General features: G+C 70.8%; 10 protein-coding genes. 5 read left to right on the top strand and 5 right to left on the bottom strand.

Features of this window, described 5'->3' with window-relative positions; genetic code table 11:
* Positions 1 to 29: 29 nt before the first annotated feature.
* On the bottom strand, positions 30 to 650 hold the full coding sequence (locus tag KYK13_RS18000; RefSeq protein WP_223645887.1) for a hypothetical protein: 621 nt from the start codon (positions 648 to 650) through the stop codon (positions 30 to 32).
* A 111-nt stretch (positions 651 to 761) separates the two neighbouring features.
* Between KYK13_RS18000 and KYK13_RS17995 the strand changes: the two genes are divergently transcribed.
* Positions 762 to 956: a hypothetical protein gene (locus KYK13_RS17995; RefSeq protein ID WP_223645885.1), complete on the top strand. Its 195-nt coding sequence runs from the start codon at positions 762 to 764 to the stop codon at positions 954 to 956.
* A gap of 15 nt (positions 957 to 971) precedes the next feature.
* Here the strand turns inward: KYK13_RS17995 and KYK13_RS17990 are convergent, their stop codons facing one another.
* Entirely contained in the window at positions 972 to 1,556 is a 585-nt protein-coding gene (locus KYK13_RS17990) for a DUF2716 domain-containing protein (protein WP_223645883.1), read from the bottom strand.
* Positions 1,557 to 1,847: 291 nt separating this feature from the next.
* Positions 1,848 to 3,260: an RluA family pseudouridine synthase gene (locus KYK13_RS17985; protein ID WP_223645881.1), complete on the bottom strand. Its 1,413-nt coding sequence runs from the start codon at positions 3,258 to 3,260 to the stop codon at positions 1,848 to 1,850.
* 366 nt (positions 3,261 to 3,626) lie between these two features.
* Here KYK13_RS17985 and KYK13_RS17980 point away from each other — a divergent pair, with 366 nt between their 5' ends.
* The 4 genes from KYK13_RS17980 to KYK13_RS17965 all read left to right on the top strand — a co-directional run bounded on the left by KYK13_RS17980 (position 3,627) and on the right by KYK13_RS17965 (position 13,638).
* The gene (locus KYK13_RS17980) at positions 3,627 to 8,843 is read left to right on the top strand and encodes a copper oxidase (protein WP_223645879.1); all 5,217 of its coding nucleotides are present in this window, start codon (positions 3,627 to 3,629) and stop codon (positions 8,841 to 8,843) included.
* Positions 8,844 to 8,939: 96 nt separating this feature from the next.
* Positions 8,940 to 10,928, top strand: coding sequence for a YncE family protein (locus KYK13_RS17975; RefSeq protein WP_223645877.1), 1,989 nt, complete (start codon positions 8,940 to 8,942; stop codon positions 10,926 to 10,928).
* A complete protein-coding gene (locus tag KYK13_RS17970) occupies positions 10,925 to 12,040 on the top strand; it encodes an SCO family protein (protein WP_223645875.1) in 1,116 nt (371 codons plus the stop codon). The genes KYK13_RS17975 and KYK13_RS17970 overlap by 4 nt, the downstream gene beginning before the upstream one ends.
* Positions 12,041 to 12,051: 11 nt before the next feature.
* Entirely contained in the window at positions 12,052 to 13,638 is a 1,587-nt protein-coding gene (locus tag KYK13_RS17965; RefSeq protein ID WP_223645873.1) for an ABC transporter substrate-binding protein, read from the top strand.
* On the opposite strand, the gene KYK13_RS17960 is transcribed toward KYK13_RS17965, so the two are convergent.
* Both KYK13_RS17960 and KYK13_RS17955 read right to left on the bottom strand, forming a co-directional pair.
* Positions 13,630 to 15,033 (bottom strand): HAMP domain-containing sensor histidine kinase, encoded by a 1,404-nt coding sequence (locus KYK13_RS17960; RefSeq protein WP_223645871.1) that lies wholly within the window; start codon positions 15,031 to 15,033, stop codon positions 13,630 to 13,632. The two genes, KYK13_RS17965 and KYK13_RS17960, sit on opposite strands and share 9 nt — an antisense overlap.
* Positions 15,030 to 15,722, bottom strand: a complete 693-nt coding sequence (locus KYK13_RS17955; protein ID WP_223645869.1) for a response regulator transcription factor — start codon at positions 15,720 to 15,722, stop codon at positions 15,030 to 15,032. The genes KYK13_RS17960 and KYK13_RS17955 overlap by 4 nt, the downstream gene beginning before the upstream one ends.
* Between the last annotated feature and the right edge of the window lie 163 nt (positions 15,723 to 15,885).

Here is a 15,885-nt window from a genome sequence, read left to right as displayed (position 1 = left end):
CGCTCTCGCGCATGGAGTGTACCGCGCCCCTACCGCCAATCCGCGAAGAATCCGACGTTCAGACCGCCCACGAAGTCCCGCGCCAGGCTGCGGTTCTTCAGCCCGAAGGGCTCCGAGTAGCTCACCGCCACGCCCACGCCCACATCCCGGGGCAGCTGGTAGCCAATCTGGAAGCGGCCCTGGACGGCGCCCGCGACGCGGCGGTCCGGCGGCTGGGTGGTGAAGTGGGCGCCATAGAAGGTGGGCCCGGCCGTCACCTGGAAGCCCCAGTGGATCTTGCCCGGCAGGTGGTTGCGGTAGCCGAAGCCCAGCTGCGCGGTGTGCTCGTAGTAGGACGTCACGGGCAGGTAGAGGTTCTGGCTGGCCAGCGCGGTCGCGGGCAACGACGCCGCCCACCCCACCCCACCCTCCAGGATGGTGATCCACGCGTCCTTGCGGTCCTGGAAGAGGGTGAACTCCCACTGCAGGTGCAGGTTGGGGATGACCGCGCCGTTGCGGAACTGCGTGCCCAGGAAGACGCCCCGGGGCAGCCAGGCAGGCGTGGGCGACACGTGGCCCCGGAGGTCGATGGCCTCTTGCGACTGTGCGCGGGCGGAGGTGGAGGCCAGGGCAAGCGAAACGACCAGCAGGGCGCGAGCGAGGTGGAGCATGACGTCCTATCCATCGTGGCAGCGCGCACTTGTCAACGAAGTGTTCCGTTGGCTATGACACGCAGCGCCCTCCTGTCCGTCACGGGAGGGTTACCAGGAGCAGAACACCGAATGCCGGTCGTCACGGTCCGGGCCAGCAGCAAGCAGGGTCCGGCGCAGCTCGACACGCTGGTGCGCAAGGTCGCGCAGAAGACGTCGGGGCTCCTGGAGGAGAACGACCGGGTGCTGGTCGTCTACGGCGAGGGGCGCGCCAGCCTCTACTACGAGGGTGTGCCCCGCACGCGCTCCGTGTCACGGCCGGCCTGACGTACCGGCATCACCTCAGTCGTCGGGCCCCAACCTGCGCGCGAGCCGGAAGAGCTCCGGCGGGTCGCGGTCCACGGCGGCGATGAGGCGATGTCCCAACAGCTCGTAGGTCTCCGTCTCGAGGGGGCCCCGCCCCGGGGCTTCCAGCCCGTCGAAGTTGCCCACGCGGTAGCGCGCCGCGAAGACGAAGTGGAAGTCCGGCGGCGCGAAGAGGTGCTCGGGGTCCCCCGCCGGGTGGACGTCCATGGCCCAGCGCGGGTCGAACGACGGTGGGTGGATGCCACACTCCACCAGCTCCATGTGCTGGCGCGTGTAGAGCCCGGTCATCTCCTGCAGCGTCGCGCCGGTCTCGAAGCGCACATGCGGGTAGAGGCGGTAGCAGGGGTGGTGGGGATCCAGCGCGTAGAGCCAGCCGCCGGGCGGGGTGAGCTCGCGGAAGACGGCGAGCATCCGCTCCGCCAGGTTCCGGTAGAGCTCCAGCCGGGCGTCATGCTCCAGGCGGAAGAAGTCCTCGCCCACGACGAAGCGCACGCTGCCCTGGTCCGCCGCGGGCCACGGATGGTCCAGCGCGTGACGCTCCACATCGCCCGACAGCGGCATCCAGGCTCCGGATTCTGGTTTGAGTTCGAGCACGGCCGCGTCCCCCGCTGAGTCGCGAAAACCCGGGTATGTGCGAAACGCTGGAGTCGCGCAAGCACTGGGGAGGAAGGGCCAGGGCCGTGCATGGCATCCGACGTCCACCGCGACGAGGGCCGGAGGCGCACGTCGGTCACGGGCATCTCGGGTGTCACGCGGTGGACGCCGGGGGGGACGGTGACTTCGTCTCAGGCCCGAGCGCCCTTCCCTGCCCCTGGGGCCCGGACGTGCTCAAACACAACACGCCGGCAGGCCTCAAAACGGCGCGGGTGACGTGAATGCCAGACGTTGGCCGGTGCGAGGATGCAGGAAGACCACCGCCTCGGCATGGAGCATCAGCCGGGCGGCCTCTCGTCCAAAGCGCGCGTCGCCCGAGATGGTCACTCCCAGCCCCAGGCGATGCGCGGAATGGATGCGCAACGTGTGGAGCGGATGGCTCGTTGGAATGAACTCCACCCGGGTCCGTGTGGCCTCGCGACGGAGGACCCGCCACGCGCTCCGGGTGCGCTTGCCATGGCGGGCGTCCACGCAGTCTTCCAGGGGCGCGTGGACCACCGGGCGAAGCGGCAGGTCGATGAGGCCGGCATCGCCCTCCACGCGGCCGTCCACCCAGGCGACGTGGCGGTGCTCGGCCTCGCGTTGGGAGAACTGGCGCTGGAGCGCAGCCCGCGTCACCGCGTCCCGGGGGATGACGAGGAGCCCGGAGGACTCGGGGTCCAGTTCCTGGAGGAAGCTGGCGGAGGTCAGCTCCGGAAACCGGGGCTGGAGGCGGACGAGCACCGAGTCGCGCGAGGGCGCGTGGCGTCCGGGGAGCGAGGGCAGTCCCGCGGGCTTGTCCACCACGAGGACCCAAGGGTCTTCATGGAGGACGTGCGGCCCGGCGAGGGCTGTCGCGGCGGGAGGCGTCCGCTCCACCGCCAATCCCTGCAACATGAATGGCAGCACGGTGCCACATTTGTTGTCACACGCCGGATAATACGCGCCGGACGCGCGGCGGCCGTCGAGCGGCGGCGCGCCCCACCAGAACTCCGCGAGTTCCAGGGGCTGCAATCCGTTGCGAAAGGCATACGCCAGCAGCTTGGGCGCCGCGCAATCCCCCGCGCCACCGGGAGGCGGCCGGGGTTCGAACAGCGCGGCCAGTGTCTGGGTTTCACCGCGTGCATTGGGAATGACATAGCCCCGCGTCACCTGTCGCCACAGGGCCCGCGAGCGTTCGGCGCGCACGTGTTCCACCTCCACCCGGCGCGCGTCCACCTCCCGGAGGGCGTGAGCGTCACCGCGCGCCCGCAGCGTCTCCGCTTCCCGGCACAGCGCCGCGTGCTGACGTTCCAACGCGGCCAGCTCCGCCTCGCCCGCGGGCCAGAACGCGTCACGGGCCGCAAGGTCGAACAGCGGCGGCACGAAGCCCTCCGCGGTCCACGCGCCGCCCAGCATCCCGGAGAACCCCCGGAGGAATCCGACCCCGCCCCCAGGCACCGCGACGCCCAGCACGCCGAACATCTTGCCGCCCCCTGGCCGCCACAACGCGTCCGAGCACGCGGCGTCACGGCGCAGCGCGTCCTGGAGCGCCTCCGCCGCCTTGCGGCCCCAGGCGCTGGGCGGCCCCCGGCGGAAGGGGCTCGCCAGGCGCTCCGGCGGGAGCTCGCCGGTCGTATCAGTCCAAACCATCAGGGTCGATTCCATGACTTCACCCGTGGGCACCTCTGGGGAGCGGCGGGCGCCGGCCCCTCCGCTTCCTTTGAATCCTCTTAGAGAAGGCGCCCTCCTGCATCTCCACTCCAACAAATCCAGCGCCTTGGGCGGGGTGTTTACTTTCGATCAGCACCTCTCCTAGTGAAAACAGGTCACCCGAAGTCCGTCTGTGTTTCACCCAATCCCTTGCCGCCAGGCGTAGGGGAACGCTGAGCGCTTCATCAAAAGATTCTCATCCGTGACATCGGGCAATGCCGAGGGGGCGTTGTGTTTCCACACCAGAAGAGAAGCATTGCGTCAAGACATGCGAGGACCGCGGTCTTCGGCGCGCTTTGTGGCGTGATGGCCTGCGGGCCGCGCGCCCCCGGAGAGGCCGCACCGGAAGGCACGGGCGCCACCGCGCAGGGCATCCAGGGCATCCAGATCGTCAACCTGCCGTACCGGGACAAGATCGTCCCCGAGCCTGTCCCGCCGCCCTCGCCCGCGTGCGCTCGGACCCTCAGCGCGGAGGTGGTGGCCTTCGATCAGGTCTACACCTACAACCGCCTGGGTTCCTACAACCCGACGGGGATGATCTACGCGCTCCTGGACGACGTGGAGCCCATCAGCGCCAAGACCGGCCTGGGCCCCGGCAACGTCCGCCTGAAGGCGAACAAGCGCCCTCGCCCGCTCACGCTGCGCGCCAACGTGGGGGACTGCCTCACGGTCCAGTTCCACAACATGCTGGCGCCCACGCGCTCCGCCATCCCCAGTCCATCCCAGTCGCAGCCGGGCGTGAGCTGGGCGTCGAACTCCAGCAATGGCTGGACGTTCCTGCGCAAGGTGCTGCCCGCATGGGTGCTGACGCCCACGTATGACCGGGTCAAGTCGCTGCTCCAGAACGAGCCCGCGGGCGGCTTCTGGGTCTTCCCGGGCAATGAGGGCAAGTTCGACGAAAGGCACCGTGAGGACTCTCCGGCCACGCGCACCGCGTCCATCCACGTGCAGGGCTTGCAGTACCTCTCCATGAACTCGGACGGGGCCTGGGTGGGCCAGAACGCCAGCAGCCTGGTGAGCCCGGGCGGCAGCACCACGTACACCTGGTACGCGGATCACGAGGGCGTCTTCTTCTTCTACAGCATGGGCGCGTCGTTCGGCGGACAGGGCGACGGCGGCTCCACGGTGCATGGCCTCTTCGGCGCCATCAACGTCGAACCGCCGGGCGCGCGGTGGTACCGCTCCAAGGTCACCGGCAAGGTGCTGGAGGCGGTCACCAAGTCCAGGAACCCCGACGGCACGCCCGTCCTCGACTACGAGGCGAAGGACGGTTCGGGCCGGCCGCTTCTGGCCATCCTGGATGGAGACAACCGCATCCGCCACGGCGACCTGGAGGCGGTCATCACCGGCTACGCCAGCACGAAGGTGGGGACGTCCACCTCCATCGACACCGGCAGCTTCCGCGAGTTCACCGCCATCTACCACGACGAGGTGAAGGCGGTTCAGGCCTTCGACGAGTTGGAGTGGAACCCCACGTTCCACAGCGTGCGCGACGGCTTCGGCATCAACTACGGCGTGGCCGGCCTGGGCGCGGAGCTGCTCGCCAACCGCGCGAAGATTGGCCCCACCAAGGACTGCGTCACCTGCGAGTACGAGGAGTTCTTCCTGGAGTCGTGGGCCAACGGCGACCCCGCGATGAACGTGGAGAAGGACGCGGCGGGCCGCGCCACCCAGGCGCTCTACCCGGATGATCCCACCAACGTGCAGCACAGCTACCTGGGGGACCCGGTGCGCATCCGCAACATCCACGCGGGCCCGGCGGAGACGCACGTCTTCCACCTGCACGCCCACCAGTGGAAGTTCTCTCCTGGCGTGGACGCGTCCAACTACCTGGACTCGCAGACCATCGGGCCGGGCTCCGCCTTCACGTACGACATCAACTTCGGCGGCTCCGGCAACCGCAACCTCACCGTGGGCGACGCCATCCACCACTGCCACCTGTACCCGCACTTCGCGCAGGGCATGTGGGCGCTGTGGCGCGTGCACGACGTCTTCGAGGCCGGCACGAGCGACCGCCTCCTGCCGGACGCGGAGATCCAGAACGGCACGCCCAACCCCGCCGTCGTCCCGCTGCCCAACCGGGCGATGCCGCCCATGCCCACCTACGCCAGCACCACCGTCACTGACGGCAACGGACGGCCGGTGACGCGCCCGGCGTTCCCTGGCTACCCCTTCTACATCGCGGGCATGGCCGGCCGCCGCGCGCCACAGGCGCCGCTGGACCTGGAGTTCGACGGTGGCCTGCCCCGCCACATCGTCACGCGCGCCGTGGGGCCCGTGACGTACGGCGCCTCCGGCCGCTTCGACGTGGACCCCTCCGCGCTCAACATCAAGCTGCTGCCCCAGGGCGGCACCCCCCTGGAGCAGAACGCCATGGCGTTCCACTCGGGGAGCTTCCCCAACGCCTCCAGCGTCACCACCCTCTACGGCGACCTGGCCGCCGGCTATCCCAGCTACACGCCGCTGGGCGGCAGCGGGACGTTCACCGTCAACGGGCGCAAGCCGGTGGCGGGCGCGCCCTTCGCGGACCCATGCCCCCAGAACGCGGGCGTGCGCAACTACCGCACGGCCTACCTGCAAATCGACCTGCAGCGCATCAACCGCGCCGGGTGGCATGATCCGCAGGCCCGGCTGATGGTGCTCAACGAGGACGTGCCCGCGACCCAGGACGGCCTGCGCCCGCCTGAGCCCTTCTTCTTCCGGGCCCTGTCCGGCGAGTGCATCAACTTCTATTCGACCAACCTCATCCCCAAGCACCTGGAGCCGGACGCGTTCCAGATCTACACGCCCACGGACGTCATCGGGCAGCACATCCACCTGGTGAAGTTCGACGTGACGTCCGCGGACGGCGCCGGCAACGGCTGGAACTACGAGGACGGCACCCTGTCCTCCGACACCGTGGCGGAGCGCATCCACCTGGCCAACGCGGCCGGCGGCGCCTTCGCGGCGGACGGCGCCATCAGCGAGACGGGCACCCGGGTGACGCTCAGCGCCCCGGCCTCGCACCCGCGCATCAGCCGCGCACCGGGCACGGCGCAGACCACGGTGCAGCGCTGGTGGGCGGATGATCCGTCCCCGCAGCGCACGCTGGAGACGGTCTTCACGCACGATCACTTCGGTCCGTCGTCTCACCAGCAGCACGGCTTCTTCGGCGCGCTCATCGTGGAGCCCAAGGGCTCCAAGTGGCGCGACCCGCGCACGGGCGTCTACTACGGCTCGCGCGTGGCGGACGGCGGCCCCACCAGCTGGCGCGCGGACGTCATCACCGCGGACCCCACCCAGAGCTTCCGCGAGTTCACCCTGGGCTTCATGGACTACAACCCGCTCTACGACGAGTGCGGCCAGCCCGTGAACCCTCCCAACTACAAGGAGGACGCGCTGCCCTGGGCGGTCGGCTTCGAGCCCGTCGCCATGCCAGAGGCCATCAGCGCCGCGGACCCGGGCGCCATGATGATCAACTACCGCAACGAGCCCATCCCCGTGCGCATCTCCTCGCGCTCCACGCGTTGCGGCACCCGCAAGCTGCTCGCCACCAAGGCGGGAGAGATGTCCAACGTCTTCCGCTCGGACATCCACGGCGACCCGTACACCCCACTGATGGCGGGCTACGAGGGCGACCGCGTCAAGATCCGCCTGGTGCAGGGCTCGCAGGAGGAGCAGCACAGCTTCAGCCTGCACGGCCACAAGTGGCTGCGCGAGGGCGGCGACCCGAACAGCGGCTTCCAGAACGCCCAGGCCATTGGCATCTCCGAGCACTTCGAGTTCGAGCTGACCGGAGGCCTGCCCGTCATCGGTGGTCCCTACGATACGGCGGACTACCTGTACATGAGCGCCTCCAACGGCGACCTCTGGAACGGCATGTGGGGCCTCTTGCGCACCTACCGGAACAAGCAGAGGGGGCTGCGCACGTTGGGCGACGTGGCGATGCTCGCGGTGGACCTGAACCCACGCCTGGACCTGGCGGTGTCGGCGGGAGGCAAGGAGCCGCTCCAGGCCTACCCCCCCGTGTCACTGCTGGAGATGCCCGAGCGCGCGGGCCTGCCCCGGCTGAGCGAGAACGACGAGACCATCCAGGGCTCGTTCGAGATCAACGAGAAGGGCGAGGAGGTGAAGCAGCGCAGCGTGGCGTTCGCGCTGGAGGAGCGCGAGGCGATGCTGAAGATCGACCCCGATCTGGTGCTTCAGCACGAGAACAGCGGGAAGCTGGGCGTGAAGCCGGTGAAGGTGGACTCGTGCCCGCGCAACACGCCGGTGCGGCTGTACAACGTGTCCGCCATCGACGCGCGCAACTGGTTGCCCGGCGGACGGCTCGTCTACAACAGCAAGTACGGCTTCTATGATCCGGACGCCGTCATCTTCGCCCGCGACGAGTACCTGGCCGAACTGAAGGCGGGCAAGCGCGCGCCGGAGCCGCTCATCCTCCGCGCGAGGGCCGGCGAGTGCGTGCAGGTGGTGCTGACCAACCGGCTGCCCGCGACGGTGCCCACGAAGAAGGACGTGTGGGCGCACCACTCGGCCATCACGTCCAGCTTCAACGTCAACCAGACGCGGATGTCCAACCACGTGTCGCTGCATCCGCAGCTGGTCAACCTGGACGTGAACACGGACGACGGCGCGAACGTGGGCCTCAACGCCCAGCAGACGGTGCCGCCGGGCGCGACGCGCACGTACCGCTGGTACGCGGGCGAGTTCAAGAGCTCGCCCTGGACGTCGCCGTTCCCGGTGGGCCAGGTGACGCCCACGGAGTTCGGCATCGTCAACCTGCGCAACATGGCGGACGTGGTGAACCACGGCATGCACGGCGGCATCGGCGCGCTGGTCATCGAGCCCAAGGACGCGGACTGGACCCCCGACTCCGGCACGGACGCGCAGGCACGCGTGCGCTACACACGCCCGGACGGCAGCAAGCAGACGTTCCGGGAGTTCGTCCTGCTCTACCAGGACGACCTGGGCCTGCACACCGACAACGCCCGCTTCCAGGACTCCGGCTTCAGTGGACTGAACAGCGGGACGGCGCTGCGCAACACCAACGGCATCGACGACTCGCAGGACACCGGCCAGAAGGGCTTCAACTATCGCACCGAGCCGCTGTGGGCCCGCCTGGGCGTCCCGCCGCAGACGCCGCCCGAGGACACGAACAACTACGACCTCACCGCCATCCTCAGCAGCACCACCCACGGGGACCCGGCCACGCCGGTGTTCACCGCCAAGGTCGGTGAGCCGGTGCGCTGGCGCGTGGGACAGCCGTCCGGCCACTCGCGGCAGCACGCGTTCTCCGTGCATGGCGCGGAGTGGCACCGCAACCCGTGGGCAGCGGGCGCGCAGTCGCGCGTCATGGGCCCCAACGCCATGTCGCCGATCATCTCGACGCAAGGTGGCTCGTCGGTGATGCACCACTGGAACATCGTCCCGGAGTACGGCGCGGGCGGTGCCTACGGCGTCAAGGGCGACTACCTGTACCGCGACATGCCCAGCTTCCTCTGGAGCAGCGGCGGTCTGTGGGGCGTGTTCCGGGTGGAGTAGGCCCGGCCGTCCCTCCGGGTGGCGCGGGGGTGGAAGGACCTCCTTCCCCTCGCGCCGCCCTCCCCTCCTTCCTGGCCTCACCGCTTCAACCCGCTCATGCGCAAGCCCTTCGTCCTCGCCACCACCGGTCTGCTGTCCATGGGGCTCCTCGCCGTGGGTGGGCGTGCCTTCTTCTCGCGAGCCCCCGCCGAACCCGCCGAGCCGGCGGTCTCGCGGCCCGCCCCCATCACCGCGCCCGCCGCGAAGGTGACGCGCGACGGGGTGTCGCTCGCCTTCGACCTGACGTTGATGCCCCGGCCGCTGGAGGCCGAACAGGGCTCGCCGCTTCAGGCGCTCGCACGCGTCGCCGTCACGGATGCCCGCACGGGCGAGCCGCTCGCGGGACGGCGCCCCCTGGCGTGGATGCGCCTGCGCCCCCAGGGCGAGCCCGCGCCGGATGACGCCGCGTGCAAGGAGCGCGTGCGGTCGTATCTGGGCGGGCTGCTGTCCGCGCAGGCGGACGTGGACTTCAACGCGTACTGGTTCCTCACGCTCAACCATGACCAGACGGTGTCCGTCATCAACCCGCAGATCGCCTTCGACCGCACGAAGCTCCAGCACCTGGTGTCCGTGGGCGGCGGCGCGGCGGACTGGGCGCTGCTGCCCGACCGCTCGGCGCTGTACGTGACGGTGCCGTCGCAGGACACCGTGTCCGTGGTGGACACCCAGCGCTTCGTGGTGACGCGCCCGCTGCGCGTGGGCCGCCAGCCGGGGCGCATCGCGCTGTCCCCGGACGGCCTCACCGCGTGGGTGAGCAACGACGGCGACAGCACGGTGAGCATCATCGACACGCTCGCGCACGCCGTGCGAGACCCGGTGGACGTCGGGCCGGGCCCGCATGCGTTCGGCTTCTCCGACAGCGGTCGCACCGCCTGGGTCTCCGCCCGCGACGCCACGGCGCTGACGGCGCTGGACGTGGCCTCCGGTGAGGTGCTCGGCCGCGTGGAGGTGGGCGCGGGGGTCACCGCGCTCGCGTGGAGCGACGTAGCCCGGGCCCTCTTCGCCTCACGGCCCGGGGCGCGGGAGGTCGTGGTGGTGGACGCCAAGCGCCGCGAGGTATCGCGCCGGATCCCCGTGAAGGGCGGCCTGGACGCGCTGCGCTTCGACAACACCGGCCGCTGGGCCTTCGCGGTGCACCGTGACACCAGCACGGTGGACATCCTGGACGCGGCCTCCGGCCAGGTGGCGCACTCGCTCACCGGCTTCTCCGCGCCGGACTCCGTCGTGTTCACGGACGCCTTCGCCTACGTGCGCAACACCACCGACAGCCGCGTGACGCTGGTGGAGTTGAAGACGCTGGAGGGCACCGGCACGCCCGCCCAGGTGCACATCACCGCGGGCCAGCGCCCCGCCGCCGAGGCACGGGAGCTGGGCCGGTCCGACCCCATCGCGCCGCTGCCGGAGGGCACCGGCGTCATCATCGCGGGCAACGCGGACCGCGCGCTGTTCCTCTATCAGGAGGGCATGATGGCCCCGCGGGGCACGCACCTGAACTACGGCCGCGAGCCCCGCGCGGTGAAGGTGTTGGATCGCTCGCTGCGCGAGGTGGAGCCCGGCGTCTTCACCGCCCGGGGCAGCGTGCGCGAGAACGGCACATATGACGTCCAGGTGTTGCTGGACAACCCCCGGGTCGTGGCGTGCCTGGAGTGGAAGGTGGGCCAGGTCCCCCTGGACGCGTCGTTCGCGAAGACGCTGTCCCTGGAGCTCACGCCGGAGTTCGACGCGAAGCGGACCTATGCACCGGAGGAGACGGTGCCGCTGCGCTTCCGCCTGGAACCCACCGCGGGCACGGGCGCGCCCGCGGTAGCGCCAGAGGAGATCCGCGTGCTGCTGTTCCGCACGCCCGGCACCTGGCAGGTGCGCACCGAGCCCCGGCAGGTCGCGGCTGGAGTCTTCGAGGTCGACTTCCGGCCGCCGTCGCCGGGCCAATACAAGTTCGTGGTGGGCGTGGAGGGCCGGGGGCTGGACCTCGGCCGCCTGCCCACGTCCACCCTCGGCGTGTCGTCCCCGCTCGCGGCCGCCGTCACCTCCGAGTCCACCCCATGATGATTCCGCCCCTGAAGCAGGTGGTGCTCGCCCTGGCGCTGACGTGCGCGCCGGTGGCGCTCGCACAAGAGGACGTGCGCGTGCCCCTCCCCTCCCAGTCCGCGTCGCTGGAGGTGACGGTGCCGGACGTGACGCTGGTGGATCAGCACGGCAGGCAGGTGAAGCTGTGGACGGACCTGGTGCGCGGGCAGACCGTGGCCATCAACTTCATCTTCACGCGCTGCAAGACCATCTGCACGCCGGTGACGGCCACGCTCGACAAGGCGCGCCAGCAGTTGGGGCGCGGCTCCAACGTGCGCTTCATCTCCATCACGCTGGACGTGAACAACGACACGCCGGAGCGGCTGGCGAAGTTCGCGGAGCCCTTCCACCCGGGGCCGGACTGGTCCTTCCTCACCGGCGAGCCCGCGAAGGTGAAGGAGGCGCTGGTGGCGCTGGGCGGGTACGTGCCGGACAAGGAATCGCACCGGCCGCTCGTCCTCGTGGGCAACGCCCTCACCAGCAGGTGGACGCGCGTGGATGGGCTGGGAAGCCCCTCGCGCATCGTGGAGGCGGTGAAGGAGGCGCAGGCGTCCTCCGCCGCGCCGCCGGAGCTGGCGGCCATGGACGGCACGGCCGCGCAGGACGCCGCGGCGGCGAAGTACTTCACCAACACGGAGCTGGTGGATCAGCACGGCAAGACGCACCGGTTCTACGAGGACCTGGTCCGAGGCCGGACGGTGCTCATCAACTTCGCGTTCACGTCGTGCAAGGGCGCGTGCTCCCCCATCACGCAGCACCTGGCGGAGGTGCAGAAGAAGCTCTCGGCGCGCATGGGCAAGGACGTGCACATGCTCACGCTCTCCGTGGACCCCACCAACGACACGCCGAAGAGCCTGGCGAAGTTCGCGAAGAAGTTCGGCGCGCAGCCGGGGTGGTACTTCCTCACGGGCTCCCGGGAGAACATCACGCTCGTGCTGAAGAAGCTCGGGGGCTACACGGAGAAGCCGGACGAGCACAACACGACGCTCCTCATCGGTGACGCGTCCACGGGCATGTGGGTCAAGTCCCCGGCCATGGCGATGGCGGACAACATCGTCGCCGCGGTGGAACACCTGAACGATCCCAGGTGAGGGGGCACGGCATGCGGTGGCATCACGGTGTCGGGGCCCGCGCGGTGCTGCTGCTGGCGGCTGGACTGTTGCTGTCCGGCTGTCGGCGTGAGGCGCCCCCTCGGGCCGCGACGCCCGAAGAGGTGAAGCGCGGGCGCGGCTTCTTCCAGCGGGGCCAGTCGCCCCAGGGCTCGCCGCTCACCGGCTTCCTGGGGCCGGAGCGGGTGGAGCTGGAGGGCGCCGTCGCCGCGTGCTCGCGCTGCCATGGGCCTTCCGGGCGGGGCAGCCGCGAAGGCGGCGTGGAGGTGCCGGACATCACGCCCGGCGCGCTCCAACACGCGCGCGCGGTGGGCCTGGAGGAGGTCGAGGATCGCTCACGCCCCGCGTACACGCGCGCCACCTTGCTGCGCGCCATCACGGAGGGCCGCTCCGCCAGCGGCCGTCCACTGGGTGTGGCAATGCCGCGCTACGTGCTCGCGGAGTCAGACGCGGACGCGCTGCTCGGGTATCTCCAGACGCTGGATGCGGCTCCGGATCCCGGCGTCTCCGCGACGACGCTCACGGTGGGCGCGGCGCTGCCCTTGACGGGGCCGTTGGCGCCCCTGGGCCAGGAGATCCAAGCCGTGGTGCGCGCGGTGTTCCTGGACGTGAACGCCCGCGGCGGCATCTTCCGGCGCAAGCTGGAGCTGGTGGTGGAGGACGACGCGGCGCTGTACGCGACGGCCGCGTCCACCGCGGGCGCGGACGCCACGGCGCGGCTGCTCGAAAGGGACGTCTTCGCGCTGGTCGCCAGCCTCCGCCTGGCGCGGCTTGCATCCGATGCGCGACTGGAGCGCGAAGGCATGCCGCTGGTGCTGCCCCTGCCCCTGGAGCCGGGACCGCCGCCGGACGACGGGCCGGTGTTCTTCCTCTACCCGGAGCCCTCCGAGCTGGCTCGGCTCGCGGTGCAGCATCTGGCCAGCACCGGGGAGCCCCGGCTGCGTGGCCAGCCGCTCGCGGTGGTGCATCCGGAGGACGCGGCTGGCCACGCGTGGTGGGAGGCCGTGCGCGCGGAAGCGGGGCGCAGGGAGCTGGCCACGCCGCTGGACTGGGGTCTCGCGCTGGAGGAGATGGAGCCTGGGCCTGCCCCCTTCGCGGTGCTGTACACCGGCACGTCCGAAGGACTGGCCTCGCTCATGAGGACGCTGGCCTCCCGCGCGCTGAAGGTGCCGGTGTTCGCCCCGGCGGCGCTCGCGGACCCGCGCCGGCCGGAGCTCACGCAAGGACAGGTGACGTTCCTGTCCCCCATGGGGTTGGGCGAGCACGCGCCCGACCTGGAGGCACTGACCGCGTTCATGGACCGGCACGGCTTGAAGCCCGGTCACACCGCCTTCCAACTGGGGGCCTACGCCGCCGCCAGGGTCCTGGTGGAGGCCGTGACCCGCGCGGGCGCGGACCTGACGCGCGCGAGCCTGCAACAACAACTGGAGGCCCTGCGCGACTTCGACACCGGGGTCTCTCCCCCGGTCAGCTTCGGCGTGAACCGGCGGGTCGGCGTCCAGGGCGCGCAGCTCGCGACGCTGGACGCGGCGACGGGACGCCTGCGGGCCGTGTCGGACTGGATCCCCCTGTCACCCTGAGGATCGATCGTCCCTGGGAGGCGCCACCGGCAACTCCAGCACCAGTTCGGCGCCGGGCCCGGCCGTGGGCGCGACGTAGGCCCATCCCCCGTGCCGCCGCGCGACCTCGCGCACGATGGCCAGGCCCAGCCCCGCTCCGGGACTGCCCTCCGCGCCCACCACGCGGTGGAAGGGTTCGAACACCGCATCATGCTCCGCCAGGGGAATGCCCGGGCCGGTGTCCCGGACGCTCACGCGGAAGCGTCCCGCCTCCGGCGAGAGCCGGACGTGGATCTCCCCGCCTTTCGGGGCGAACTTGAGGGCGTTGCCCAGGAGGTTGTCCACGGCCTGCCGCAGGCTGCCCGCGTCGAACGGGGCCTCCATCCCGGCAGGCGCGTCCAGGTGGATGAGCAACCCCCGATGCTCGGCCTCCGCACGAGCCCCCTCCACCGCCTGGAGCAGAAGCAGGCCCAGGTCGCCCTTCTTCCAATCCCATGCGCCGCGCCCCGCCGTGGCCATGTCCAGCAGCGAGTCCGCCAGCAGCGCCAGCCGATCCACCTCCGTGCGCGTGTCCCGGAGCGCGACGCGCAACTCCTCCGCGCTCCGCTCGCGCCTCAGCGACAGGTCCAGGCTGGTGCGCATCAGCGCCAACGGAGTGCGCAGCTCATGCGCCGCGTTCGCGATGAGCCGATCCTGCGCCTCGCGCGCGCCGCGCACGCGGGCCGTGGCCTCACGGAGCGCCGCGCCCACCTGGCCTATCTCGTCGGAGCCAGCGTCCTCCTCCGGAGACAGCGTGAAGTCTCCTTCGCGCAGCCGCTCCAGGCTCCGGGCGATGGCCGCCAGCCGCCGCGACAACCGGCGCGCCAGCAGGGTCTGGACGATGAGCAGCAGCCCCCCCAGCACCGCCGTCAGGGAGAACGCCATCCGGAAGAACGAATCCACCGAGCGGTCCACCTGCCCCAGCGAGGCCAGCAGCCGCAGCCCGTACCACTCCCCTTCCGGGGACCGCACGTTCACCATGACCTCGCGCCACCGGCTTCCGTCCGGGGCCACCTCGGTGATCAGCAGGGGCGGTCCCTCCCGCGTGCCCGGCACGCGGCGCGGTGGCTCGGGCGCGCCCTCGGCGACCGGCGGATAGCGCATCACCAGCCGTCCATCCGACTGATAGAGGTAGCCCTGAGGGGCGAAGGGGCGCACCTGCTCCACCAGCGGAGAGACGGCCATGTGCAGGTGGACCTTCTGCCCGGGACCGTCGAAGAGGCTCACGCTCTCCACGGCGGCCTGCGCCAGGAGCGCGCGATCCAACGAGCGTTCCAGGTCCGCGCGGAACAGCCGCCCCGCCACCGCCAGCGCCCCCAGGGTGGCCAGCGCGGGCAGCAGGGCCCCATGCAACCACAAGCGCCGCGCCAGCCTCATGCCGGAAGGGTTCCGGCCGGCGCGACGACGAGCTTGTAGCCCACGCCCCGCACGGAGCGGATGGCCACGTTCGCCGCGCCCAACCGCTCCAGCTTCGTGCGCAGGTAGCCCACGTACACGTCGAGCACGTTGGCGCTGCCGTCGAAGTCCGGCCCCCACGTCTGCTCCATCAGCCGCGCCCGGACCTGGGGCTCACCGGGGTGACGCGCGAGGGCGCTGAAGAGGGCGAACTCGCGCGCGGTGAGCGACTCCTCCCGCGAGCCGATGCGCAGGATGCGCCGGCCGGGCTCCAGCACCAGCTCCCCCAGCCGCACCACGCCCTCCTTCGCTTCGCCGCGGCGCCCCAACACCTCCAGACGCGCGAGCAGCTCCTCGAAGTCGAAGGGCTTGACCAGATAGTCGTCCGCACCCGAGCGAAGGCCCTTCACCTTGTCGGCGGTGGCGCCACGCGCCGTCAGCAGCAGCACCGGCGTGCGCACGCCAGCCTCGCGCCAGCCCTTGAGCAGCGTCATCCCATCCGTGTCCGGCAGCGACCAGTCGAGGACGATGACGTCGTAGAGCTCCGGGCAGCCCAACGCGAGCGCCTCGCTGCCCCGTGAGCAGACATCCAGGACGTGCCCCTCTTCCCCCAGTCCCTTGCGAAGCAGGAGCACCATCTTCGCCTCGTCCTCGACGAGCAGGAGTCTCATGCGATGTCCCGCCTCCTCGAACCGTGCCATTCGGACCCGCGGTATTACGGATTGTTTCATGCCTGCCCGCATGGGGACCAGCCTTCCTGGAAGGCAGGTGCCGCACGCGAGGCCCCGTCCTCAAGCCTCCATCCGGACGTCACACGGGGGCAGCGAAGCGGCC

Origin of the sequence: Corallococcus sp. EGB (assembly GCF_019968905.1) — a bacterium.
GTDB lineage: Bacteria > Myxococcota > Myxococcia > Myxococcales > Myxococcaceae > Corallococcus.
This window is presented reverse-complemented; position numbering and strand designations above follow the sequence as displayed.